The 26260-nt window shown below is 32.8% G+C and carries 27 protein-coding genes and 1 pseudogene; 21 read left to right on the top strand and 7 right to left on the bottom strand.

Translation table 11 applies throughout. The annotated features are described in order from the left end of the window. Nucleotides 1-14: 14 nt before the first annotated feature. Entirely contained in the window at nt 15-908 is an 894-nt protein-coding gene (locus BMX53_RS18080; RefSeq protein ID WP_063176900.1) for an IS1595 family transposase, read from the bottom strand. A gap of 576 nt (nt 909-1484) precedes the next feature. After that, nucleotides 1485-2060: a hypothetical protein gene (locus BMX53_RS18075; RefSeq protein ID WP_074748283.1), complete on the bottom strand. Its 576-nt coding sequence runs from the start codon at nt 2058-2060 to the stop codon at nt 1485-1487. Between the two features lie 370 nt (nt 2061-2430). Here BMX53_RS18075 and BMX53_RS18070 point away from each other — a divergent pair, with 370 nt between their 5' ends. Then, nucleotides 2431-2991 (top strand): lipocalin family protein, encoded by a 561-nt coding sequence (locus BMX53_RS18070; protein WP_074748280.1) that lies wholly within the window; start codon nt 2431-2433, stop codon nt 2989-2991. Nucleotides 2992-3241: 250 nt separating this feature from the next. On the opposite strand, the gene BMX53_RS18065 is transcribed toward BMX53_RS18070, so the two are convergent. After that, nucleotides 3242-3625 carry a hypothetical protein gene (locus tag BMX53_RS18065; RefSeq protein ID WP_262492917.1) on the bottom strand — a complete coding sequence of 128 codons (384 nt, stop codon included), beginning with the start codon at nt 3623-3625 and terminating at the stop codon, nt 3242-3244. Between the two features lie 466 nt (nt 3626-4091). On the opposite strand from BMX53_RS18065, the gene BMX53_RS18060 reads away from it, so the two are divergent. The 11 genes and pseudogenes from BMX53_RS18060 (at nt 4092) to traN (ending at nt 15277) form a co-directional block, all read left to right on the top strand. Continuing rightward, the gene (locus BMX53_RS18060) at nt 4092-4565 is read left to right on the top strand and encodes a hypothetical protein (RefSeq protein ID WP_074748278.1); all 474 of its coding nucleotides are present in this window, start codon (nt 4092-4094) and stop codon (nt 4563-4565) included. A gap of 269 nt (nt 4566-4834) precedes the next feature. Continuing rightward, on the top strand, nt 4835-5143 hold the full coding sequence (locus BMX53_RS18055) for a DUF4134 domain-containing protein (RefSeq protein WP_038987744.1): 309 nt from the start codon (nt 4835-4837) through the stop codon (nt 5141-5143). An 11-nt stretch (nt 5144-5154) separates the two neighbouring features. Beyond that, nucleotides 5155-5499 carry a DUF4133 domain-containing protein gene (locus tag BMX53_RS18050; protein WP_074748275.1) on the top strand — a complete coding sequence of 115 codons (345 nt, stop codon included), beginning with the start codon at nt 5155-5157 and terminating at the stop codon, nt 5497-5499. Continuing rightward, nucleotides 5483-7564 (top strand): annotated as a pseudogene (locus tag BMX53_RS18045) (TraG family conjugative transposon ATPase); the annotation flags it as partial. The gene BMX53_RS18050 and the pseudogene BMX53_RS18045, both read left to right, overlap by 17 nt. Nucleotides 7565-8118: 554 nt before the next feature. Beyond that, on the top strand, nt 8119-9930 hold the full coding sequence (locus tag BMX53_RS18040) for a reverse transcriptase domain-containing protein (RefSeq protein ID WP_038988393.1): 1812 nt from the start codon (nt 8119-8121) through the stop codon (nt 9928-9930). Nucleotides 9931-10025: 95 nt separating this feature from the next. Continuing rightward, complete coding sequence (locus BMX53_RS18035; protein ID WP_262492916.1) at nt 10026-10475, top strand: TraG/VirB4 family ATPase; 450 nt, start codon at nt 10026-10028, stop codon at nt 10473-10475. A gap of 65 nt (nt 10476-10540) precedes the next feature. Beyond that, entirely contained in the window at nt 10541-11173 is a 633-nt protein-coding gene (locus tag BMX53_RS18030; protein ID WP_038988391.1) for a DUF4141 domain-containing protein, read from the top strand. 2 nt (nt 11174-11175) lie between these two features. Further along, nucleotides 11176-12168: a conjugative transposon protein TraJ gene (gene traJ / locus BMX53_RS18025; RefSeq protein ID WP_074748269.1), complete on the top strand. Its 993-nt coding sequence runs from the start codon at nt 11176-11178 to the stop codon at nt 12166-12168. 16 nt (nt 12169-12184) lie between these two features. After that, nucleotides 12185-12808 (top strand): conjugative transposon protein TraK, encoded by a 624-nt coding sequence (traK, locus tag BMX53_RS18020; RefSeq protein WP_074748266.1) that lies wholly within the window; start codon nt 12185-12187, stop codon nt 12806-12808. Nucleotides 12809-13090: 282 nt separating this feature from the next. Next, complete coding sequence (gene traM, locus BMX53_RS18010) at nt 13091-14374, top strand: conjugative transposon protein TraM (protein ID WP_074748262.1); 1284 nt, start codon at nt 13091-13093, stop codon at nt 14372-14374. Nucleotides 14375-14404: 30 nt separating this feature from the next. After that, nucleotides 14405-15277: a conjugative transposon protein TraN gene (traN, locus tag BMX53_RS18005; protein WP_074748260.1), complete on the top strand. Its 873-nt coding sequence runs from the start codon at nt 14405-14407 to the stop codon at nt 15275-15277. A 113-nt stretch (nt 15278-15390) separates the two neighbouring features. On the opposite strand, the gene BMX53_RS18000 is transcribed toward traN, so the two are convergent. The 3 genes from BMX53_RS18000 to BMX53_RS17990 are packed head-to-tail and all read right to left on the bottom strand — an operon-like array spanning nt 15391 to nt 16658. Next, nucleotides 15391-15849 (bottom strand): hypothetical protein, encoded by a 459-nt coding sequence (locus BMX53_RS18000; protein WP_074748258.1) that lies wholly within the window; start codon nt 15847-15849, stop codon nt 15391-15393. Nucleotide 15850: 1 nt separating this feature from the next. Continuing rightward, nucleotides 15851-16264, bottom strand: coding sequence for a helix-turn-helix domain-containing protein (locus BMX53_RS17995; protein ID WP_074748246.1), 414 nt, complete (start codon nt 16262-16264; stop codon nt 15851-15853). After that, entirely contained in the window at nt 16254-16658 is a 405-nt protein-coding gene (locus tag BMX53_RS17990; RefSeq protein ID WP_143061455.1) for a type II toxin-antitoxin system RelE/ParE family toxin, read from the bottom strand. Before BMX53_RS17990 ends, BMX53_RS17995 begins: the two co-directional genes overlap by 11 nt. A 591-nt stretch (nt 16659-17249) precedes the next feature. Here BMX53_RS17990 and BMX53_RS17985 point away from each other — a divergent pair. From BMX53_RS17985 to BMX53_RS17945, 9 genes are read left to right on the top strand one after another with little or no spacing between them, the layout of a single operon-like run. After that, nucleotides 17250-17666, top strand: coding sequence for an RrF2 family transcriptional regulator (locus BMX53_RS17985; protein WP_074748243.1), 417 nt, complete (start codon nt 17250-17252; stop codon nt 17664-17666). A 56-nt stretch (nt 17667-17722) separates the two neighbouring features. Beyond that, nucleotides 17723-18436 (top strand): phosphoadenylyl-sulfate reductase, encoded by a 714-nt coding sequence (locus tag BMX53_RS17980; protein WP_074748241.1) that lies wholly within the window; start codon nt 17723-17725, stop codon nt 18434-18436. Between the two features lie 12 nt (nt 18437-18448). Continuing rightward, nucleotides 18449-19351, top strand: coding sequence for a sulfate adenylyltransferase subunit CysD (gene cysD, locus BMX53_RS17975; protein WP_074748239.1), 903 nt, complete (start codon nt 18449-18451; stop codon nt 19349-19351). Between the two features lie 17 nt (nt 19352-19368). Continuing rightward, nucleotides 19369-20604: a sulfate adenylyltransferase subunit 1 gene (locus tag BMX53_RS17970; RefSeq protein WP_074748237.1), complete on the top strand. Its 1236-nt coding sequence runs from the start codon at nt 19369-19371 to the stop codon at nt 20602-20604. Nucleotides 20605-20615: 11 nt separating this feature from the next. Further along, the gene (locus BMX53_RS17965) at nt 20616-21344 is read left to right on the top strand and encodes a hypothetical protein (RefSeq protein ID WP_074748235.1); all 729 of its coding nucleotides are present in this window, start codon (nt 20616-20618) and stop codon (nt 21342-21344) included. Between the two features lie 45 nt (nt 21345-21389). Next, nucleotides 21390-22301, top strand: coding sequence for a cysteine synthase A (cysK, locus tag BMX53_RS17960; RefSeq protein ID WP_063175299.1), 912 nt, complete (start codon nt 21390-21392; stop codon nt 22299-22301). Between the two features lie 19 nt (nt 22302-22320). Continuing rightward, complete coding sequence (cobA, locus tag BMX53_RS17955) at nt 22321-23133, top strand: uroporphyrinogen-III C-methyltransferase (RefSeq protein WP_074748233.1); 813 nt, start codon at nt 22321-22323, stop codon at nt 23131-23133. Further along, nucleotides 23123-24832, top strand: coding sequence for a diflavin oxidoreductase (locus BMX53_RS17950; protein ID WP_074748231.1), 1710 nt, complete (start codon nt 23123-23125; stop codon nt 24830-24832). The genes cobA and BMX53_RS17950 overlap by 11 nt, the downstream gene beginning before the upstream one ends. Before the next feature lie 15 nt (nt 24833-24847). Further along, entirely contained in the window at nt 24848-26002 is a 1155-nt protein-coding gene (locus tag BMX53_RS17945) for an NADPH-dependent assimilatory sulfite reductase hemoprotein subunit (RefSeq protein ID WP_244154545.1), read from the top strand. On the opposite strand, the gene BMX53_RS17940 is transcribed toward BMX53_RS17945, so the two are convergent. Further along, nucleotides 25966-26260 (bottom strand): IS66 family transposase (locus BMX53_RS17940; RefSeq protein WP_143061454.1); only part of this gene is annotated, 295 nt, incomplete at its 5' end. The genes BMX53_RS17945 and BMX53_RS17940 overlap by 37 nt on opposite strands.

The raw sequence follows: 26260 nt of genomic DNA, 5'->3' as shown, positions 1-26260 counted from the left end.
TATGAGGTCAGTAGTTAGTTACCTACTAAACTTTTGATAGTTATAGGACTATGATTAATCATTCTCTTAAGAAGATTATTGAATATAGTATTTTTAGATTGAGATCTATTAATTCTAAAACAATACTCATCTAAGTATCTGTTTATATTTGAAGGAGATACCCATGAATAAGTTGTTCTAATCCATGATTTTACTTGATGAATCATGTTGTGTAACGCAATAAAATTCTTCCCTTTATTACTTAATATCTGTTTGATATTGTATTGTTTAGCAATAGGTCTATATCCTTTCCAAAGATCAGTGACTACCTTAGCTTGTTTATCGATATGGTTTTTAAATATTGAAACAAGTGATTTAGAAGAATAATCGTCTATTTTATTGGCATAAAAACGCTTTACTTGACCTAGATCATCAAGTTCTACGCAGCATACTATCTTCTTTTTTTTTACATCATAACTTCTACCTACTTTCCCTTCTTCATATCCTCCAATAGTAAACTCATCTACATGGATTTCTCCCTGCATAAGGTCTTTATTACTTGATTCCATGGCAATTCTCGCTTTATGCATAAACATTCTTGCTGTAGTTTCTGTTATGCCAAAGCGCACAGAAGTTTGTGAGGCTGATAAGGATTTAGTTGTCGTTGACATCTCAAAACAAATGAAAAACGCTTTACGTAAACTAAACTTAAGTTTATGAAATAAAGTCCCTGCAGTAGGGCTTTCAGTATGGCTACAAATATTACATGTACGAGATAAATTCTTTCGAATTTGACTCTTGGTATGACCACATCTTCTACATATATAGCCTTCTGACCACTTCATTTGAGATAGGTAAATCTTACAATCTTCATCTGTTTTAAAGCGATCGCTAAACTCTATAAGATTTTGTCCCTTAAAAATATCCATATAATTACCTGTTTTCAATACTTTAAAGATATGCATTTATCTGTTGACCTCATTAAAGAATAATCCAAGTAGAATATTGTTTTTATGTTTGTTTAAATCTTTTTTGGCAATCAAAAGATAAAGTACATACACAAAGAAGATTATTAAAAGTCCGATTGAAATAAAAGGATATAGCATATTGGTAAGTATCTATGGGTTAATGAACACTAATATAATGATTTATAGTTTTGGAATTGCATTAGATTAAGTATAAATACGCTATTGGTGGCAAGAAAAATCTAGTTAACCCTCTAGTTAACCCTCAAGAGTATCTAAAGTGAGTAAAGTGTGATATCTTACTATGTATTTAGATCGAGTACATCAGAAGTGATAATCCTTATTATTTAAGGGGGAGAAGTTCTTTTTAAGTATTGTTAATGAAAGGACTGTTTTTCTATTATAATTATAGTATACAGTAATTATCAAACTTAAAAAATAGAGAATACTTTTTTGTAATTTTAATATCTTGATAAAGAGTCAAGCTTATTGACTCTTTATCAAGATTAAAATCAGTCTTTTATATGCTTTGTTTATGTTTTAAATTCTTTTATTCTTATTGATTTCGTCTTGGAGTTGTCGTCTGACTTTTTGTTCTCTCTCCAAGGAGTTTTTCTTGTATTCTTCTAGTTCACTTTCTGTTTCTATTTGCTTTTTACGAGCATCTTTTGTATCTGAATAACTTTTTTTAAATTGAATAAACAAGATTCCCAAAATCAATAGCAATATAAGAATAATAGACCAGACTATTATTTGGAAAGTACTTTTGTGAGTACTAATTCCAATAAAATCTAGATTATTTTCTTTATCAATTGCTATTTTTAAGTCTTTTTGAAGTACCTGCAATTGATTTGATAAAGAATCTACTAATGTTTTTTGCTCTATAACAATAGTATTGTTTTGACGTATAGTAGTTTGTAAACTATTTATTGAATCTTTTACATTTTGTTGTAATTGTTGAAACTTATTTTTTTCTACTACCTTATAATTTTGCCAGTTATTAGACTGACTAATTAATGTATTAAATTGGTTTTCTATCGTGTTTGTACTGCTTTGTGAGTAGCTTGACAAGGTTAGTGTTAGTAAGGTGGCAGATAAAATAATTGCTTTTTTCATTCATTAAATTTTTGTGAATAATAATATTTGTCTATTGGCATATAAAAGGTTTGAATATTTTAATTAAACGTAAAGATATGTAGAAAAGTGTGTGATAAAAATAAATAAAAACCTTCTGAGCCTTGATAATTATATGATATCTTCAATATTTATTCAACTATTTTTTATTTGTTTTCTGTGTATATATACATAATGTTATAATTGCTTTTTAAATTATTATAATTTAAAAATTATATAATGTTATTTTGATTGACATTAGTGAATTATAGATATGAAATAGATTACGCGTAGAAAAACTATTTAAAATGATTATAAATAATTGTTTGTTTTTATTGAATAAATATTAGTTTTGTTATAAACTAAAAACAGTATGAAAAGAGCACATTTATATCGTATTTATCTATTGACTATGTTTTCATTTATAATGTTTTCGTGTCAAAAGCAAGTTATTGTTGATAAAGCAGTACCAATTAAGAATTTTGATGTTAATCGATATTTGGGGACTTGGTATGAGATAGCCCGTTTTGATTTTAGCTTTGAGAAGGACTTAGACAATACAACAGCTCATTATACATTAAACGATAACGGGGATTTGAAGGTTTTAAATAGCGGGTTTAATACAAAGTCAAAACAATGGAAAAAGGCTGATGGAACAGCTAAGTTTCGAAAAGATAAAACAGTAGGACTATTAAAGGTTAGTTTCTTTGGGCCTTTCTATTCAAGTTATAATATAATCGCATTAGATCCAGAATACAAATACGCTCTTGTGGTAGGTAAGGACTACGATTACTTATGGATATTATCTAGAGAAACGACTATTCCTGAACACGTAAAAAAGCAATATCTAGAATTAGCTACACAAATAGGATATGATATCTCGAAATTGTTATGGATTGATCACAATAGAAACGACAATCCATACTTAAATTAATAGTCTTGTAGCATTAAGTAAAAAATATCGTTTAAGAGTTTAACCCAGAAGCAGCGCTAGCCAAATACTACAAAGCTATTTTATATAATTTGTTTTGTGTATATATCTATGGTGTATTTTGGGCTTAAATTACAAACTAAAACCACCTATACGAATCCTTGTATAGGTGGTTTTAGTTTATAGTTAAGGCCTTTATCTACATTTTGATAGAAGTTCCAAAGTTTTCTCTATTCGCCTTGTTATAGGCATATTATGCAGTAATTAAATCTTGAATAGCAATACCTACATTTTTAAACACAGTTATCTCCGAATCACTTGTTCTTCCTTTAATCTTACCTAGAATTAAATCTCCAATTTCACCTTTATAGTTTTCTGTAGGTAGTAATCCTTTTTCTAGAGGCACAAGAATATCAGCAGTTGAAGAAAAACAAGACTCTTTATGATCTACAAACAAAGAAGTATTCATAAATATATCCTCAGGTAATTCATGCATTGCAGGACTATATGATCCGGCAGCGTTAATATGCACTCCTTTTTTTAGCTGACTGGTTTTAAATAAAGGTTTTGGCGAGGGAGTAACTGTACAGATAATATCAACACTAGAAAGTACCTCTAGATTCTCTGCAGCTATAATCTCTACATCTGATTCTGTTTTGTAATTGTTTTAGGTCCTGTGAGTTTAATATTTTTATTGTGTTTGTACTTTATAGTTTATGTAATAAAAAATAGATTATAGAGAGAACTTCGTAATTAGAAGATCTCTAAGATTGAGTTTTTTTGTTGATTTAATAGAAAAAAGGATAATTCTCTATATATGATTGAAAATTCAATTTATAAAAATCAGTAACAATAGCCAAATCTTTTTTGAGCGTTTAATGCCTCTTTCTCTTTTATCTTATTGGTGGAAATAGTAGGTTTATTATTAGAAAATGGAATTATAAAAATATCAAAAAAAAGCGTTCGTTTTAAATGATTTATTTGGTGTAAGTTTTTGATTTTAATATATTTAATGTTGTTATTATTTGAAAATAGAATACTCAAATAATAATAAAATCAGTAAGCAAATTAAGTTTGAATCGTACAATAAATAGGCAACAACTATGAGAAAATGGGCATTAATCACCTTAGGAGTACTGTCATTAGTATTAACCTCTTGTATGGGAGTTAAACCAGTGGCGTCGGATTTTGAAATTTTTTATGAAAGACCACAAGGCATATTAGTATCAGAACTTGGAAAAGGCAGAGTCTTATTCTTTAATGGAGGCTATTATGCTCCAAGTTATACTCCGATAAAAAGTACGATGCTTAATCTAAAATTAAATGGAAAGAATGTACCAACAACTCGGATTGGGGAATTTTTTATACTAAGACTAGACTATGGAGAGTATGAATTCGAAACAGAAGTTCGTGATGTGGTATGGAAGAGAACAAAATATAAAATACAAATAACGCCTAATACTAAGTTAGTTAGGTTAAGACCAAGTGGTATAGGTAAGAATGTAAAGATTGTAGATGATTTACCTGACTACTTTTATATGTATAGATATGTAAAAATTCCTTCACAGAAAAAATAAAAGATTTGTTTAATTCTAAAAGGGCATTTTGCCTTGACAAAAGGAATACAATTATTTTATACAAGACACTTTATAATAAACGCCAAAGCAATATGTTTTGGCGTTTTTGTATTTATAAATTATTTTGAAAAGAGTTTAGTTAAAACAAGCTATTCAAGGACAATTATAGCCTAGGATTGCCTGTTTTTAAGAACTGCTTGTTTTGCAAAGACATTTGAGACCAGATATTAAGCAAAGAGCTTAATAGATAATCTATAAATGTCATTTTTATGAAAACAAAAACATCAGAAAAATTAGTATTGTTAGGTTTAACACTACTTTTAAGTAGCAATCTTTTTGCTCAAGGAAATGGAGTAGCTGGAATCACTGAAGCTACCCAGATGGTTACTTCTTATTTTGATCCAGCCACCAAACTTATCTACGCTATTGGAGCTGTGGTGGGTCTTATTGGAGGAGTGAAGGTTTACAATAAATTCACAAGCGGTGATCCCGATACAAGCAAAACAGCAGCAAGCTGGTTTGGGGCTTGTATTTTCTTAATTGTAGCAGCTACAATACTTCGCTCGTTTTTCCTTTAAAAGATACTATTATGAAAAAATATAGTATTAATAAAGGCATTGGAACCACAGTAGAATTTAAAGGTCTCAAGGCTCAGTATCTGTTTTATTTTGCAGCAGGGCTATTGGCTGATTTAATTCTTGTTATGGTTTTGTATATGGCCGGGGTAAACAATCTTATTTGTTTAAGTCTTGGCATTGGTTCTTCAGGATATCTTGTTTACAAAGTATTTTCATTAAACAAAAAATACGGTCAGTATGGACTTATGAAGCTTCAGGCCAAAAAATACTTTCCTAGGTATATTATCTCAAGAAAGAATCTTAGAGGGTGTTTAAGTAATAACTTTAAATTAAGTAGTTATGAGAAATACAGCTAAGATAACCACCCTTGAGCGCATGTTTCCAATTCTATCGGTGGAGAACAATTGTATTGTTTCCAAGCAAGCAGACATAACAGTTTGTTATAAAGTGATCTTACCTGAGGTATTCACAATCTCAGATAAAGATTATGAAACTATGCACAATGTGTGGCATAAGGCCATTAAAACACTCCCTGAATTTACTGTGATACACAAACAGGATTGGTTTGTAAAAGAAAGTTATAAGGCTGATTTTAAAGACGTACAGCAGAGCTATTTAAACAGAAGTTTTGAAAGGCATTTTAATGAGCGCCCTTACTTGAATCACAGCTGTTATCTTTTTATTACAAAGACTACTAAGGAGCGTATTAAAAGTCAGAGTAACTTTTCATCCCTTACAAAAGGGGAGCTCATTCCCAAACAGATTAGAGATAAAGATACCGTTCAAAGCTTTTTACAGGCAACTACTCAGCTTGAAAGGATAGTCAATGATAGTGGACTGATTCACTTAATTAAACTATCTGAAGAAGACATTATTGGCTCAGAAGATAAAAGTGGCCTTTTGGAGCAGTACCTAACTCTAAGTCCTAATAAAAGAGGGAGCCTTCAGGATATTGCTATTAGCGCAGAAGAGGTTAGAGTAGGGGATAACAGACTTTCTTTACATACTTTATCAAGTACAGATGATCTTCCAAGTGAAGTGTCGTATTTATCTGGTTATGAAAAACTATCAACCGATAAAAGCAGTATAGCTTTATCATTTGCCTCACCTGTTGGACTCTTGCTTAATTGTAATCATATCTACAATCAGTATTTGTTTATAGAGGATAGTGATTACAATTTAAAGCAATTTGAAAAGTCAGCTAAAAATATGCACTCTTTAGCTAGATACAGTAGGGCTAATCAAATCAATAAGCAGTGGATAGAAGAATATTTAAATCAGGCTCATAGCAAAGGATTAACATCCATTAAAGCTCATTTTAATGTAATGGCATGGTCTAGTGATAAAAGTGAGCTTAAAACCCTTAAAAACGACTGTGGAAGCGCAATAGCTTCTATGGAGTGTGTACCAAGACATAACACAGTGGATGCTGCCTCGCTTTACTGGGCAGGTATGCCAGGCAATAGCAGTGATTTTCCAAGTGAAGAAAGCTTTTATACGTTCATTGAACCTGCACTTTGTTTTTTCTCTGGAGAGACTAATTATCAAAACTCGCTTTCTCCCTTTGGGATAAAGATGGCAGATAGACTAACAGGTAAACCGATTCACCTAGATATCTCAGACTTACCCATGAAAAAGGGAATTATAACTAATCGCAACAAGTTTATCTTGGGACCATCGGGAAGTGGTAAGAGCTTTTTTACCAATCATATGGTAAGGCAGTATTATGAGCAAAACGCCCATGTGCTTTTAGTAGATACAGGGAATTCTTATCAAGGATTATGTGAACTCATTAAAGGAAAAACAAAAGGGGAGGATGGAGTGTATTTTACCTACACGGAGGAAAACCCAATTGCTTTTAATCCTTTTTATACTCAGGATGGCATCTTTGATATAGAAAAAAGAGAGAGCATTAAAACGCTAATCTTGACCCTTTGGAAGCGGGATGACCAGCCGCCCTTAAGATCAGAGGAAGTTGCGCTTTCAAACGCTGTTAGTGGGTATATCCAAAAACTACAAAACAGTGATATAAAACCAAGTTTCAATACTTTCTATGAGTATATCAAAACAGATTATAAAGCAGAGTTAGAGGGCAAGCAGGTTAGAGAAAAGGACTTTGATCTTTATAACTTTTTAAATGTACTAGAGCCTTATTACAAGGGAGGAGAGTATGACTATCTCTTAAACTCAGAAAGTGAGCTTGATTTACTTAATAAACGCTTTATTGTCTTTGAAATTGATAGTATCAAGGATCATAAAATTTTGTTTCCCATAGTGACTATTATCATCATGGAAGTGTTTATAAATAAGATGCGACGTCTTAAAGGACAGCGTAAGCTTATACTAATTGAAGAGGCTTGGAAGGCCATAGCCAAAGAGGGTATGGCGGATTACTTAAAGTACCTTTGTGCGCCCGTCAAGGTGGCTTAGTAAATATCTCTTTGGCAAGAGATTAGGTTAGTGTTCTTTGGAAAACCTATCATCAACCGACTTATCTGAAAGGGAAACTGGACAGGGAGTGAAGCATGTCGGTAAAGTCATAAGTCAGTCAGCTATCAGACTGCTACTGAATGGCGAGATGAAAAGATGGATATGAGGATAAAATCCGAATTGATTAAACGATAGTCCAAGCGATTCCACTTGAAGTTATGGCGTAAGATAGCTATCAATCGTCATATTGTAATACTCCACCAGTGAATTGGTATGGTTGGAGCTTGAACTTATTACAGCGCAGTCGCAGTAAGCGTACAAAGGACGGAAGTCGTATCCGACAATCCATCGTGCCAATAGTTATTAAGTCGCAAACGGGGATTACCTAAATCGGAATGCCGAAAGGCTATGAAAGTTAAGTTTTCTGAATATCCGACATGGTAACGGAGCTTCCGCAGTAGTCTGAGCAAGGGAAAGCCTTGTACATGGCCAAGGGAAGCAGCTAATTTTTATTAATACAATTAAAGGAAAATGTGAGAGACATTATGAGAAATCCAGAAAGAGTATTAAACAGTCTAGTGGAACACAGTAAAACTTCAAGCTATAGGTTTGAAAGGCTTTACAGAATTCTGTTTAATGACGAGATGTTCTACGTTGCCTATCAGCGCATTTATGCAAAAGAAGGTAATATGACAGAAGGCTCAGACGGTCAAAGTATTGACAATATGAGCTTGTCACGCATTGAGAAACTGATAGCTTCATTGAGAGATGAAAGCTATCAGCCCCAACCATCGAGGAGAATTTACATACCGAAAAAAAACGGTAAGGTTAGACCTCTTGGCATACCTGCTTTCGATGACAAGCTGGTGCAGGAAGTGATAAGAATGATTTTAGAAGCTATTTATGAAGAGAGTTTTGAATATTCTTCACATGGTTTTCGTCCAAATCGTAGTTGCCATACTGCACTAGCTCAAATCAAGAAATCGTTTAACGGAGCTAAATGGTTTATCGAAGGAGATATAAAAGGATTCTTTGATAATATTGGTCATGATATATTGATAAGTATCCTTAAAGAACGTATCTCTGACGATAGATTCATAAGGCTAATCAGAAAGTTTCTGAAAGCAGGTTATATCGAGGATTGGAAATTTCATAAAACGTACAGCGGAACGCCGCAAGGAGGTATTGTAAGCCCAATATTGGCAAATATTTACCTCGACAGATTAGACAAATACATGAAAGAATACATCACAAACTTCGATAAAGGGAAAAAACGCAGACCAAGTAGAGTTCGTATGGACTTTGACAATGCAAGAAAGAGAACTGTGAAAAAACTAAAGTCGGTAGAAGACGAAAGTGAAAGAACAATTTTAATCCAAAGGATTAAGGCAGAGGATAAGCAGCGTGCAATGTTTCCAAGCTGTGACGAAATGGACACGGAATACAAAAGATTGAAATACGTCAGATATGCAGATGATTTTCTAATCGGGATAATTGGTAGTAAGCAAGATGCGAAAGAAGTTAAGGAAGATATTAAAAATTTCCTTGACCAAAAGCTCAAACTGGAACTGTCAGATGAGAAAACACTCATTACCCACACGGAAGATTCGGCACATTTTCTCGGCTATGAAATCTTTGTGAGAAAGTCAAACGCACAGAGAAGAGATATTGCAGGTCGTTTGAGAAGAACCTATGGTAAAAGGGTATATCTTAAATTGAGTACGGAAACGATAAGGAACAAATTACTTGACTACGGTGTATTGGAATTCCGATACCAAAACGGAAAGGAAATTTGGAAACCGAAATGCAGATCTGGACTTATATTCAATGACGATCTTGAAATTCTTGACCGATACAATCGGGAAATAAGAGGATTCTACAATTACTTTTCTATTGCTAATAACTGTTCTGAATTGCACAACTTCAAATTTATCATGGAGTACAGTATGTACAAAACCTTTGCTGGGAAATACAAAAGTTCAACGAGAAAGATAAATTCCAAGTATCGTAGAAATGGAAAATTCACAGTAAGGTTTACCACTAAATCTGGAGCGGTCAAAGAAAGATACTTCTATGACTTGGGGTTTAGGAGAAAGAACCCAATGACAGACGCAGGCTTTGACATTATGCCTTACTCCATCTTTGATGCAAGTAGGACAAGCCTTGTAGATAGGCTCAAAGCTGAAAAGTGTGAAATGTGCGGAGCTACGGAAAAGCTTGTCATGCATCATGTACGAAAACTCAAAAACCTCGAAGGTAAAAAGAGTTGGGAAAGACATATGATTGCAAGAAGAAGAAAAACTGTCGCTGTATGCCATAGCTGTCATCAGAAAATCCATAATGGAACATTAGACTGACAAGATTAGTGGAGAGCCGGATACGCGGAGACGTGTAAGTCCGGTTCGGGGGCGAGCATTTGGAAACCTACCATAGAAATATGATAAGGCGCTGGGTGCTTAGCCTACTTAAGACCGTTAGAAAGTTCTTCGGAGAGGCAATTGTGGTTACTCAAGAGGTAGATGACATTATTCAATCCCCAATTGTAAAGGAAAGTATTATCAATAATTCCGACTGTAAGATACTTCTTGATCAGCGCAAGTATATGAACAAGTTTGATGATATACAGGCTATGCTTGGACTCACTGACAAAGAAAAAGCACAAATCCTTTCTATTAACTTAAACAACAATCCAAAGCGTCTTTACAAAGAAGTGTGGATTGGTCTTGGAGGAACTCACTCGGGGGTGTATGCAACAGAGGTGAGCTACTCAGAGTATCTAGCCTATACCACAGAGGAGACTGAGAAATTACAGGTTATGAACCTAGCTAAAGAACTAGGTGGTAATGTAGAGATGGCTATAAAACGCTTAGTACAAGAAAAACAAGAAAAGCACGAGAAGTAATACTTTACCCCAATTTATTTAAATGGGCAATAGAGTAAATAATCAACTAATTAAAACATACAATAATGAAAAAACTATTACAGGTGGTTGTGGTAGCTATGCTGCTTATTCTACCAATACAGATAAAGGCTCAGTGGGTAGTTACTGATCCCACTAATTTGGCATCAGGCATATTAAACAGTGCCAATGAAATTATACAAACTTCTTCAACAGTTAGTAATGTCATTAAAAACTTTAAAGAAGTAGAGAAGGTTTATAAACAAGGCAAGGAGTATTATGACAAACTCCAAGCGGTAAACAATCTTGTTAAGGACGCAAGGAAGGTTCAACAAACAGTGCTTTTAGTAGGAGAAGTTTCAGAGCTATATGTCAAGAACTTTGGAAAGATGCTTAATGATCCAAACTTCTCGCCTGAGGAGCTTGTAGCTATTGCAAATGGGTATTCAGTACTTCTTCAAGAAAGCACAGAACTTGTCAAGGAGCTCAAGCAGATTGTAAGCTCTTCAAGCCTTTCTTTAAATGACAAGGAGCGTATGGATATCATAGACAGGGTTTACAATAAGGTTAAAGACTATCATAACCTGGTTAGTTACTATACCAGAAAAAATATAGGTGTTAGCATATTAAGGGCTAAGAGAAAAAATAATGCTCAAAGAGTACTTGATTTATACGGAAGCTCTAACCAAAAATACTGGTAGTTATGGCTAGTGATAATTTACATGAGGTACTTCAGAACCTTTACTATGATATGATACCCATATCAGCCCAGATGGCCTCTGTGGCCAAAAGCTTAGCAGGTCTTGGCGCTCTATTTTACATTGGTATAAAAGTATGGCAAGCCCTAGCAAGAGCAGAATCCATAGATGTGTATCCGATGCTAAGACCATTTGCTTTGGGCATATGTATTATGTTTTTTCCAACCCTTGTCCTTGGAACATTAAATACAGTTTTAAGTCCTGTGGTTAAGGGAACACATCAGATTTTAGAGCGTCAGGTAATTGATATGACTTTATTACAGAAACAAAAAGATGTCTTAGAAAAACAGGCAATGCTTAGAAACCCTGAAACAGCTTATTTAATCTCCAATGAAGAGTTTGATAAAAAGCTTGACGAGCTTGGTTGGTCTCCTTCTGATTTAGCCACCATGGCAGGTATGCATTTAGAGAAATGGCAGTATGATTTTAAAAAGAATCTAAGAGATGCTTTTAGGGAGATATTAGAAATGCTCTTTCAAGCCTCGGCTTTAATTATTGATACTGTTCGGACTTTCTTTTTAGTTGTGCTGTCCATACTAGGGCCCATTGCATTTGCTATTTCGATATGGAACGGGTTTGAAGCAACACTCTTACAGTGGCTCATGCGGTATATAAGCGTTTATTTATGGCTTCCAGTGGCAGATTTGTTTAGCAGTATGCTGGCTAAGATTCAATCTTTAATTCTTGAAAGAGATATGCAATTGCTTTCTGATCCAAGCTATGTTCCTGATACTTCAAATACGATATATGTGATTTTTATGCTAATAGGTATTGTAGGATATTTTACTGTACCAACAGTAACAAGCTGGGTGATTCAAGCCAGTGGAGCTTCAGGTTTTCTTCGTAATGTAAATCAGTCTGCACTTAAAACAGGTAATATTGGAGCAGCCACAGCTGGAGCCACTTCAGGAAATATAACAGGTAGGCTTATTAAATAACTAAAACACTTTTAATATGGAATTTAAATCACTTCGAAATATAGAAAATAGCTTTAAACAGATTCGGCTTTATGCTCTTGCATTTGTATCGGTTTGTCTTTTAGTAGTTGGATTTTCTATCTACAAGAGCTATGACTTTGCTAAAGAGCAGAGAGAAAAGATTTATGTGCTTGACAAAGGCAAATCACTTATGCTTGCCCTGTCTCAAGATGCAAGTATAAATAGGCCAGTTGAGGCAAGAGAACACGTAAGGCGTTTTCATGAGTTATTCTTTACGCTCTCACCTGAGAAAGCAGCTATTGAGGGTAATATGCAAAGAGCTTTTAATCTAGCAGATAAAACCGCTTTTGATTACTACAAAGATCTTCTTGAAAAGGGATACTATAGTCGTGTTATTTCTGGGAATATTCAGCAAAGGATAGAAGTGGATAGCATTAAAATAGATTTTAATAGTTATCCGTATCAAACCATGACCTATGCTACCCAGTATATTATAAGATCAAGTAATCTAACCAAAAGAAATCTTGTCACAAGTAGCCAGCTCATCTCGGCTGTTCGCTCTGATAACAATCCTCAGGGATTTATTATTGAAAAGTTTACAGTTGTAGAGAACAAAGATTTAGAAGTTGTTAAACGCTAAAAAATTAATCCATGAATAAGTTACAACTTTTAAGACATAGTTATTCCAGTAGGCTTAAGGCCTATTGGAATAGCCTCTTAGTAAAAAGGCAACGAGTTTTATTGCTTGTTGTATTTACATTATACAGTCTTATTTGCCTTTTTATTGTAAAGACAAGCTTAACAGCAAGTCTTGCTAGAAAGAATTCAGATAATCAAAAGAGGCAGAGTAATATAAGGCCAGTTAAGTATTTGCTTTTAAGGCAAAAGATAGAATCGCAATCAACTTTTAATTTTAAGAATTATGAATCAAAATAAAATAGATAAACCCCACCAGATAGAGAAAATACCAAAATACAATAAGGCGCTTAAAGGTATTGTTGAAAAACATAAAAAACATATCGCCTTTGCTTTAATGGGTATTGTGTTTTTAGCAGCTATGTATCTTTTATTCAAACCCGAAGACAAAGAGCTTATCATTCACAATGACTCAGTTCCAGAGGCGATAACTAAGGGGATGCCAACCGACAAGGTTAAGGCCTATGAAAAGGAGCTATGGGAGCAGAAACAGCAAGAAAATGAAAACCAGATACATTCTTTAGCAGATTATTGGAATGAGCCTCAAGAAGAGTCTAATAGCGGTTATAATGATCAAGATTATAATAAGGAGTCTACTTATACGCCTTATCAGAGGTCTTACGAGAATTATAAGCAAAGCCAAGAGGTACTTAGTAGTTTTTATGATAATGCAGAAAGTCCTGAAACTGATAAGCTCAAAAAACAGATTGCTGAGTTAGAACAGCAATTACAAGAAAAAGATACTCCAACACCAATTACAATGGATAGTCAATTAGAACTAATGGAAAAGTCATTTCAGATGGCAGCAAAGTATTTACCAACAGGTCAAAACCAAACTGAATTACCACCTTTTAATCAGAATACAGATATCAAAGCAATCTCAAGAGAAAAACAAGTAATAACAGTGGTTGACAAAACAAGTAAAGATATTGTCTCCTCACTTTTAAAACCACAAAGTTTACAAGATTTACTGTCTATTAATCCTAAATCAAATAAAATCTTTTATACCGCTGATATAGAGCGTAAAACGCAAACTCATAAAAATAGTATAAGAGTTAGTATCAAAGAAGAAGAGGTCATTATAAATCAGGGCTATATTAAACTAAAGTTATTGGAAAGCATTGTAATAAACGGAGCTTTATTGCCTGAATCAAGTACACTCATTGCTAAGGCGCAAGTAAGTAACGCTAGATTAGAGATTAGCGTAAACTCTATTAAAATTCAGGACAGTATCATAGATACAGAACTTATCGGTTATGATAATTATGGACAAAAAGGCCTTGAGGTATTAGACCTTCAAGAGATAAGCGCTTCAAAAGAAATCATCGCCAATATGGGACAAACAGCAGGCACAAGTATCTCGATGAGTAGATCAGCTTCAGACCAAATTGCTTCAGATCTAACCAAAGGCCTTATTCAAGGAGTATCGGGTTACTTTTCAAAGAAAGTAAAAGCTCAGAGAGTAACTCTAAAACAAGGGCAAGAACTGTTTCTTGTTCCCAAAGAATAACAATTAAAAATCAAGTAAAAATAAATCATTATGAAAACAATTATTAAATATATGTTACTATGCTTACTAGCAGTAAACACAGTAATCGCCCAAAATAATACCAAGTCTATCAACTTATCTAATGCTGAGGTAACACCATATGAAATTGAGCTCACTCAAAACAAAACAACGCATATTCTATTTCCTAGTAGTATTGAGTATGTTGATTTAGGTAGTCAAGAAATTATAGCTAGTAAAGTAGAAGTGACTAGTAATGTTCTACGTTTAAAGACAATTAATGAGAATAGCACCCCTACAAACTTTACAGTTATTACCAGTGATGGTAAGTACTATAGTTTTAATGCCTTTTACAATGAAGAGCCTACACAACTTAGTTATGACTTAACTAAGTTTGAACAACAGAACACTAAAGAGCAAAGCGAAGTTCTTTTTAAAGACTTAGGTTCTACTAGTCCAAGTCTTACGAATCTTTTTATAAAAGCTATTATCAAAAAGAATAAGAAAGAACTAAACATTAAAAGCAGAAATTATGGAGTAGAAGCCATACTAAAAAGCATTTATATTCAAGATGGTAAATTTTACTTTCATTTATCTATTAATAACAAAAGCAATTTACCATACCAGGTGGATTATGTCAGTTTTAAAATCAAAGATAGAAGAACTACTAAACGTACTACAGTTCAAGAAAGTAGTTTAACGCCTGTTAAAATCTATAGAGAAAATATGGAGTTGGCTAGTAAAGAAAAACAAGATAATGTGTTTGTTTTAAATCAGTTCACTCTTTTAGATAAACAAGTTTTAGTTGTTAAGATTAATGAGAGAAATGGAGTTAGAAATCAGGTTTTAAAGATTAAAAGCTCAGATTTACAAAAAGTAAAACAGCTCAATGAAATTAGATTTTAAAACAATACTTTTAAAAGTAATAAAGCCCCAATTAGGGGCTTTGTTGTTGATAATTGACAAGGTTATATATAAAAAATAGAAACCAATAATTACTAGTAGCACTGTATGAGTTTTTATTTATTTAATATTGTTGTCGGATCTATAACGGGTAAATAAAAGATATCCTTGTAAGCTGTTCTATTTAATTCAATAGATAATAACGCTCTAGCATGTGAATATGATAGAGCATATAACTGAACAATTAACCCATCTGGTAAATCAAATTTCTCATTTTCCTTACTAAAAGTACTACTTAGATTTTGAAGAGAAAAAGTAGTTTTTCCTGTATGTAAAATCAAATTCTCATTGGTATTCTTATTGGATAAAGAGGTGTTAATTTCAAAGAATATTTCAGACTTTTCTAAACTAATACCTATATTAACATCTAAGATAAGTTTTAAGTTTTCTTCATTTTCGAATAAGTTCTTGATAAAATCTTCTTCTAAATCATTATAAGAGAATTTAGTTGTGTTTATTCGTGATACTTTATAACCTAAATCAAAATCTTTAACTTGTTCTTTTTTTTTTGACATTTTATACTGCGATTTTTAAATGGTTAAATGTTTCGAAACTTCTTGTTTTCTTTGTATCAATTCCTATTTCAAACAAATTTGTAGAATAATCGTTAAAGTTTGATATTCTCATACTTTTAAGCTGTTTTGTCTGATTTAGTTTGTTTAAATAGATTTGTGAATCCTCAAGTTCAAAAACAGGATATTTACCAACTTTAATAGAGATCTCAACAATTTTTTCAATACTGAAGTTTATCTCTCCATTATTTAGAATTTGAGAAACTCTTCCTTTACTTATTCCTAGATTTTGTGCAAGTTGAGTTCGATTGAATTTATTTTTCTCCATAAATTCAATAATTGCATTATATAAAACCCCATTAATACCCTCAATCCAATATGAAGGTTGATTAAGTATTTTATCTAGGTTATTTTTCATTATCTTTCTGTGTATTATATTCTTTTATTATTTTCTCAACTTTTTTGATGTCCTGATCTTGGCTATCTTTATTTCCACCCATGACAATAACTCTTCCAGTTTTTTCTTCGTGAAATAAATAGACTCTAATTATTCCTGATTTTGCTTCAAAGACTTTACATTTAACAGAAAGGCCCTGAAGAATTCTAAACTTTGTTTTTGGAGCCATTTTTAGATTTGCTGAATCTTCAATGATTCTGATTGTTGCAGCTAGATTTGATATTAGATTTCCCTCTTCTTCAATTTGTTTAAAAAACTCTTCAAAAATACTGTTTCCATTTTTGCACAGTTCATATACATCAATTTTTGTATTGCTGGGTATATGTGACGACAAAGTTAATGAATATTTTTTCAAAATGTTTAGTTATAGCTAAATTTTAGTAAATCTATTTGATAGATATGCAAAGTTGAACTCAATATTCTTGTATTTTGCAATTACTAAGCAAGTAAATATAAGAGCTTTCAATCTAGTTAAAACTCTATTAAAGTACTAATGTAACAAAAAAGAATAATATGGTCTAACTTTTTGAAAGAGAAAGTAATATGTTTTTTATGGAATTGTATATTGTACCAATTGATGTGTTATTACTTAAGTAGCTAAATTATAATAAGTACATTAGAGTTTACTTGATTAAAAAACTCTAATGTATTTATTTAAAAGCCTTATATTAAGGCTAGTGAAGATGTTGTTATTGTATTTTTTATACTTTTATTAAAAAAAAATTATGTTTTTGTTTGTCTATTAAAATATAATTCTTTCATTTGTAGAAGATTTAAAAATCACAAAATGAGACAAAATAATTTAAATATGGTAATGTGTATGTGTCAATGCTTTTCTAAAGAGGAGTAGAGCGCGTGTATTTTATATATTTAGATTTAAATTATACCCTAAAACTCCTTATTTATTAATAAGGAGTTTTTTTTATATATAATAAACACCAACAAGATGTTATCAAAACGATGTAAGTATGCTTTAAAGGCAATGGTTTGTCTGGCTAGAGTTTATCAAAAAGGACATATGACTATTGCTAGTATCGCTGAGCAAGAGAATATACCTAAGAAGTTTTTGGAACAAATTTTATTAGAATTAAAAAGAGTAAAACTTGTAAATAGTAAAAAGGGATTAGCTGGAGGTTATTATTTGGTTAAAGATCCAAGTGAGGTTTCAGTGGCAGATCTTCATAGAATATTTGACGGACCAATTGCATTAGCTCCTTGTGTATCGCTTAATTATTATGAACCTTGCGATGATTGTTTAGATGAACAGACCTGTTATTTAAGACATCAGTTTATCCAAATCAGAGACAAAACAAGAAAGAGTATGTCTGAGGCAACGCTTCAACGATTTATAGAAAACGAATAATTTTTTAGCCTAAAGACTACTAAAACGATAGATATTGTAGTTATTAAAGAAAAAGTATGAATAATGAATTAGAAAACAAGTTTAACTTGTTGATACAAAAGGGGGTGGGTGAACTTTCTTTTGAAAAGCAAATGGAGTATTTACAAGAGAATTTTAGTTCTATTTGCTTCTCAACAAGTTTTAGCTATGAGGATCAAACTATAACTCATTTGCTAAAAGATACTCAAGGTATAGAGTTTTTTACTCTTGACACAGGTAGATTATTTGATCAGACATATGATACTTGGAACTTGACGCTTTCCAGATATAAGATTAAGATTTCAAGCTATTATCCCGATAGTGAAGCCTTACAAGAGTTTATTAATTTAAATGGACCTGATAGCTTTTACAGATCTGTAGAACTAAGAAAGCAGTGTTGTTTTATAAGAAAAGTAGTTCCCTTACAAAAAGCACTTTTAAATAAACAAGTTTGGATTACAGGTTTAAGAGCAGAGCATTCAAGCAATAGACAAAACCTAAACATGTTTGAATGGGATCAGACTAATCAAATAATAAAATTTCACCCTTTAGCTTTTTGGAGTAGTGAACAGGTATTAGAATTTATTGAAAATAATCAGGTTCCTTATAATCCTTTACACAAACAAGGTTATCAAAGCATTGGGTGTAGTCCTTGTACAAGGGCTATAAAACCAACAGAAGATTTCAGGGCAGGAAGATGGTGGTGGGAGGATGCTTCAAAGAAAGAATGTGGATTACACTTAAAACAATAGAAATATATAAATATGAAACAAAACAGTTATTTAGACAACCTTGAAAAAGAGGCTATCTATATCTTAAGAGAGACTGCTGCGCAGTTTGAAAATCCTGCTTTATTATTCTCCGGAGGTAAAGACTCTATTGTACTTGTACACCTTGCAATAAAAGCCTTTAGACCTGGTAAGTTTCCTTTTCCACTAGTACATATTGATACGGGACATAACTTTCCAGAGGCACTTGCCTTTAGAGATAAGCTTGTTAAGAGTTTAGATGAAAAGCTTATTGTAGCTAGTGTATCAGATAGTATTAAAAAGTATAACCTAAAAGAAACCACAGGTAGATTTCCCTCTAGAAACTCTCTACAGGCATATACATTATTAGACACTATTGAAGGTTATGGTTTTGATGCTTGTATTGGTGGGGCTAGAAGAGATGAGGAAAAGGCTAGGGCTAAGGAGCGAATATTTTCAATCAGAGATGATTTTGGTGAATGGAATCCAAAACTTCAACGTCCAGAGCTTTGGGATATTTTTAATGGAAGAACTCAAAAAGGACATAACACAAGGGTTTTTCCAATTAGTAATTGGACTGAGCTTGATATTTGGAATTATATAGAAAACAACAATATAGAGCTTCCAAGTTTGTATTTCTCACATCAAAGAGAATGTATAAAATACAATGACAAACTAATAGGGGTATCTGAATTTACACCGGCTTTAGATACGGAGCAGGTTGTAAATACAAGGGTTCGTTATCGCACAGTGGGAGATATGACTTGTACAGCGGCTATTGCCTCAGAGGCATTAAGTGTTCAAGATATTATAGAGGATATTAAAAACTCTAGAATAAGTGAAAGAGGACAAACCAGATTAGATGATTTGCTTTCAGAATCAGCTATGGAGGATAGAAAGAAAAAGGGATATTTTTAATTAATAAACAGTATAAAATGCAAACATTAAAATTTATTACTGCAGGAAATGTTGACGATGGTAAAAGTACTTTAATTGGTAGGTTACTTTATGATTCTAATAGTATTTCAACAGATCATCTTGGGGTTTTGGCAAGTAAAAATGAAATAGGACAAGATACAATTGATCTTGCTTTAATCACCGATGGATTAAGAGCTGAGAGAGAACAAGGAATTACAATTGATGTGGCCTATAAGTACTTTGCAACTCAAAGAAGGAAGTTTATTATAGCGGATTCTCCTGGTCATCACCAGTATACTAGAAATATGATCACAGCGGCATCTGTTTCAGATCTGATAATTCTACTAGTTGATATAAGAAAAGGAATTACCCAACAAACCAAACGCCATGGACTAATTGCTAGTTTAATGGGAATAAAAAATGTAATTGTTGCCCTTAATAAGATAGATTTAGAGAATTATTCTGAGAATAAGTATAATCAAGTAAAGCAAGATTTTGAAGATCTAAAAAAACAGTTAGGTTTTTTAAGTGTTAATTACATACCTATTAGCGCGCTTAACGGAGATAACATTGTTGAAAAGTCTTCAAATACACCTTGGTATACAGGAAAACCATTATTAGAAATTCTTGAGACTATTGACATTGATAAGCAAGATCAGAATAACGCTCGTTTTCAAGTTCAGTTAATTATACGTCCCCAAACTCTTGAGCATTTAGATTATAGAGGATATGCCGGAGCGGTCTTATCTGGTGAATATAAAATGGGAGACTCTGTAAGGATACTTCCAAGTAATTTAACGGCTAATATTATTAAAATTGAAAAGGATCTAGCCCTAGTAGATAAAGCTGTTGCCACAGATAATATAATCCTTCATTTTGACTCAGATCTTGATATTAGCCGTGGAGATACAATTTATGTTGATAATCAGAAAGCTCCTTTAATATCTAACACGATTAGCTCTTGGCTTAGCTGGTTAGACACACAAGAGTTACAACTAGGTAAGACTTATATTTTGCAACATAGATTTCACAGTGTTAGGGTAAAAGTAACGGCTATTGAGAAGAAATGGGATATTAACACATTAGAGTTTCTAGATTCTTCTAAAGTAGAGTTAAACGATATTGCTAAGGTTAGTCTACAGACAAATCAAGCCTTACACTTTGATAGTTTTTTAGATAATCCAAAAACAGGTAACGCCATTTTAATAGATGAAACTTCTTTTAATACAGTAGGAGCATTAATGTTTTTGTAAAGTAAAAACCTATGCGTGATCATATTTACAACCAAACCATTAAACATAGAGTTTGTGATATAGATAAGATAGAGTCTTGGTTAAACAAGCTTTATAAGTGGATGTTTATAAACTCTAATTGTATAAGTTTTTCTGAATTTCTAATTAAAGAAAAAGAACTTGAAAAAGAGCTTGAGCATTTAGTTTTAGGACTTATTAGCACGCAAAGAGCTACAGGAATATCCCTTAGGTTTTTCTCAGAGATAGATTCTATTTATCAGTCTTTAGAGAGTGATATAAAGGCTTATTTATCAAGTGATCTTGATTTTAATAGTAGAGTTAGTGTAATTGTAAGCTCTCCAGGATTTTTTGCTGTATTTGCCTATAGAGTCTCTTATGTTTTTTCTCAGTTAGATCTTAGTGTCTTATCACAAGTATGCTCTGGTTATGCAAGAAAACTAACAGGTATAGATATTTGTTACAAAGCAGTTATAGCTAGGGGGTTTATAATAGATGGCGGAATAGGAGTGATTATACGAGAAAACGTTAAGATAAATCACAACGTAAGAATTAGTAGTGGAGTTATCCTTGGAGGAATATTTAGCAATAAGCAAGAATCTGTTATAGTGGATCATAACGTGATAATTAAAAATAATGTCAGTATCCAGACGCAGAATATCACTATTGGTGCCTATAGCGTGATTGAGCAAAATCAGATTATTAAACAATCGGTTAAACCCCACTTTTGTATTGAGGTTTAATTAAAAACAAGAGTAAAAACTCAATTAACCAAATTATATAAAAAAATGAAAGTAGACAGTATTTTAAAAACAATTGGAAACACCCCTGTTATTGGGCTTAAAAGGTATTTTAAACCAGAGCAGAACATTTGGGTAAAACTAGAGAAACAAAACCCAGGAGGTAGTATTAAAGATCGTATTGCCCTGGCAATGATAGAAGATGCTGAGGCTAAAGGGGAGTTACAAAAAGGTGGAGTTATTATAGAGCCAACCTCAGGTAACACAGGAATAGGTTTAGCCCTTGTGGGAGCAGTAAAAGGCTATAAGGTTATTTTAGTTATGCCTGAATCGATGAGTGTAGAGAGAAGAAAATTAATGCAAATCTATGGAGCTAGCTTCGAGCTTACCCCAAAGGAGAAGGGAATGAAAGGTGCTATTGAAAAAGCAGAGTCTTTATTAGAGCAAATACCTGGAGCATGGTCGCCAAGACAGTTTAATAATCCTGTTAATGTTAATATACACGCTCAGAGTACAGCACAGGAAATATTAAGAGATTTTCCTGATGGAATTGATTATCTAGTTACAGGAGTAGGAACTGGGGGGCATATAACAGGGATTTCGAAGATTTTAAAAGCAAATTTTCCATCACTTAAAGTTATAGCAGTAGAACCAGAGGATTCAGCAGTACTTAGTGGAAAAGAACCTGGAGCGCATCCAATTCAAGGAATCGGGGCAGGTTTTATTCCTGAAATACTTGATTTTAATAGTATTGATAAGATTATTACTATTTCTAAACAAGAGGCTTATAACGCGGTTAAAAACCTGGCTTTAAAGGAAGGTTTAGTAGTGGGAATATCAAGTGGAGGGTCAATTGCGGCAGTGGAAAAACTTTTGCCTAGTATTGAAAATACAGCTACTGTATTAACTCTTAATTATGACAATGGAGAGCGTTATTTATCTGTTGAAGATTTATTTTAATTAATAAAAGAAAAAGATAATGAATAGTGCAAAAGTAATTCTAGCTGGAGCAGGCCCAGGAGATCCTGAGCTAATTAGTGTAAAAGCTCTTCGATATTTAAAAACGGCTGATGTTGTTTTAACCGATAGATTAGTCTCACCTGAATTAATAAAACAAAATGTAAGTGACTTATCCAAGGTAATATATGTGGGTAAACAGTGCTCTAAAGGAATACATACTGCTCAAAAACACATTAATCAATTAATGGTTTACTATGCTAAAAAAGGAAAAACTGTTTTGAGATTAAAAGGAGGAGATGTATCGGTGTTTTCTAATGTTTTAGATGAGTTAAGGGTATTAAAAAAGAACAATATTTCCTATGAGATTATTCCTGGTATTTCTTGTTCTTTAGGTGCGGCAGCCTATAGCGCGATTCCATTAACGGCTAGAGAATACAGTCGTGGAGTTAGGTTTTTGACTTTGTTTAAAACCAGTGATATAACCAGTGAGTTATGGAAGGATTGGGCTCAGACAAGTGATACACTTGTGTTTTATATGAGTGGACAAAAACTAAAGTATTTAGTAGAAACCCTACTTTTTTATAATGTAAATAAAGACAAACAAATCGCTGTTATAGAACAAGCTAGTACTGAGTTTCAAAATACTAAGGTTTATAGTTTTAATGATATAGAAAGTATTCAAACAAGTGAATTTAAGTATGTACCAACTTTAATTATTATTGGAAAAGTTGTAGCACTACACAAAGAGTTTGCTTGGAAACAAGAAGTGGTCTTGCCAGAGGTTATATCTTATTTTGACAATCATTTAAAAGAACTACAACATGCAATTTGATCCAAAAATAGCAGACCTAAAAAAGCAAATAGAGAATTACTCAAGAGAGGAATTACTTTGGTTTAATGGTTATTTATCTGGCCTACTTGCTCAAAATCAAATTAAAACGAGTTCTGAGTTAGAAGTTTTACTTAAGAAAAACAATTTAAAGCCAAGTTTAAAGCCAGTTATATTATATGCAAGTGAAACTGGAAATTCAAAGAAACTAGCTTTTGAATTATCAAAACTATTAAAGCAAAACGAAATTCAAACTAAAGTTTTTGATCTAGCTACCTATAAGATAAAGGATTTAGAAAAAGAGAGTTATGTTGTATTTATTTGTAGCACTCAAGGTGAGGGAGAAGCTCCTTTATCAGCACAGGGATTCTTTACAGATTTAGAAAAAGAGACTCTTGATATTAAGGATTTAAAATACAGTATTGTTGGTCTAGGAGATACATCTTATCCTCTTTTTTGTAAAGCAGCACAGGACTTAGATGATTTAATGAAAAAACAGTCTGCAAAAAGCCAAACTGCTTTGTTAAAGTTAGATGTAGATTACAAACAACAGGCCAATGAGTGGTTTTTAGAATTAGTTGCTCTTTTTCTAGAGCAATCCCAAGATGAAAAACAGATAGATGATAAATCATTAGTCTCTTTAAAGGAAAATGACAAACAATCAAAACCAGACCATGTAAAGACTTTTTATAAAGGTAAGCTCTTGCATAAGGTTATTTTAAATGATAGAGGTTCCAATAAAAAGACTTATCACATAGAGCTTGCAACTTTTGAAGATATTGAGTATCACCCCGGAGATGCCCTTGGAGTATATGCTAAGAATAATCATAGTCTTTTACAGAGTTTAGCTGATTCTCTTGGAGATAAAAAAAGGTATTTGGAGCTAGAGAGTTTAAATGTAAAAGGATTAAGTGGTAGGGTGTTAACTAATATATTAGAGTATCTACAAATTAAGACTAATCAAACAAGAATTGATTTAATTGATCTTTTACAACTCTACACGCCTTTGGTTAGAAGTATTGATTTTGATAAGATTATTAGTCTTTTAAATCCAATTTCACCAAGACTTTATTCAATAGCTAGTTCTTTACATAACCAAGAAAATCAGATTGATTTAACTGTTGGGCTTGTTGAATTTGAAAATCAAGGCATACCAAAAAAAGGAATGTGTTCTTGTTATTTAAGTGAGTTAGAAATTGGACAAGAGTTTATGTTTTACATTCATAAAAATCAGGACTTCTATTTACCAGATGATAGTAAGGATATTATTATGATTGGTCCTGGTACGGGAATAGCACCTTTTAGAGGTTTCTTGCAAGAAAGAGATCAAAGAGGTGTTAAGGCAAGAAACTGGCTATTCTTTGGAGAGCAGCATTTTGTGAGTGATTTTTACTATCAAACAGAGATTCAACAGTGGTTAGAAACTCAAGTATTAACAAGGCTTGATACTGCTTTTTCGCGTGATCAAAAACACAAGATATATGTGCAAGATAGACTTAAAGAAAATGCTAAAGAGCTTTGGAAGTGGATACAATCCGGTGCGGTTATTTATCTATGTGGGCAAAAATCAGGTATGAGCGAAGATGTTGAATCCACTCTTGTTCAGATTATTATGGATAATCAAGGTGTAAATCAGCTTGAGGCTAAAGAGTATTTAGAACAGATGTTTTTAAATGGGCAGTATAAAAAAGATGTTTATTAAATTAAAACAAACCCTATGAGTAAAGATAAATTATCTCACGTAGAGACTATTAAAACACAGAGTGATGGTTTAAGAGGAACTCTTTCTCAGAGCCTTGTAGACAACCATACTGGTAATGTACGCCCGGATGATGAGGCTTTAATTAAGTTTCACGGAATGTATGTTCAAGATGATAGAGATAGAAGACAAGAAAGAGCTGAAAAAAAGCTAGATAAGCTTTATTCTTTTATGATTCGTCTTCGTATACCAGGGGGAGTGATATCGGCTAAACAATGGCAGGCTATTCACGAGGTTTCCGAGCTTTACGGCACAGGAGTATTAAAGATTACAACAAGACAAACCATACAGCTTCACGGCTTATTAAAACATCAATTAAGCGATACAATTCAAGGGTTTTTAACTGCTAAATTAGATGCCATTGCAGCTTGTGGAGATGTCAATAGAAATGTTATATGTAGTTCACATCCTCAAGTATCACCTGTGTTTGAACAGATTCATAACTATGCAGATAAGATCTCTGAGATGTTACTTCCTAAAACACAATCTTATTATGAGATTTGGATTGACAATCAAAAGATATATGATCGATCTGTTGAATCAGATCCTCTTTATCAAGACAGGTATTTACCAAGGAAGTTTAAAATCGCTATTGCTATTCCTCCAACTAATGATGTAGACGTATTTGCTAATGATATTGGGCTTATCGCTATTGTTGAAAATGATCAGTTAATCGGCTTTAATTTAGCCATTGGTGGAGGACTGTCTACCACTCATGGTAATAAGGATACTTATTCAAGACTAGCCACTGTAATTGGTTTTTGTTCTAGTGAGAGTGATATACTAAAACTTATCTATCACGTATTAACCATTCAAAGAGATTATGGTAATCGTTCAGACAGAAAGCTAGCTAGGTTAAAATACACCCTTGATAAAATGGGAGTAGAGAACTTTGTTAAAGAGCTTGAAAAAAGAGCAGCAGTAGAGCTTAAAGCAGCGAAGTCTTATACTTTTACTGAGAGAAACGATAGATACGGATGGCAACAAGCTCATGATAATAAATGGTATTATACTTTATTTGTTGAAAATGGAGTGGTAAGGTATGCACCTGAGCAAGTACATCTTGTGATATCTAATTATTCTTCTACATTATCCAGGATAAGTTTCTTGTAATTATGAGGATATAAGTCAGCGATATTCTTGTGGTTGATGGATTGAATATTTTCAAGAACATACTTTAGCCATTTATATGGATTAATGTCATGCTTTTTGCAGTTAGCAAAAAACGTATAGGCCATAGCTGCTCTTTGTGCTGCATCATGAGAACCGGCAAAGAGATAGTTTTTACGACCAATTGCTACAGGTCTGATTACATTTTCAACAAGATTATTGTCTATCTGCAAGTTTCCATTGTGTAAGTAATCACTTAGA

The sequence above is a fragment of the Myroides marinus genome, from assembly GCF_900109075.1.
GTDB lineage: Bacteria > Bacteroidota > Bacteroidia > Flavobacteriales > Flavobacteriaceae > Flavobacterium > Flavobacterium marinum_A.
This window is presented reverse-complemented; position numbering and strand designations above follow the sequence as displayed.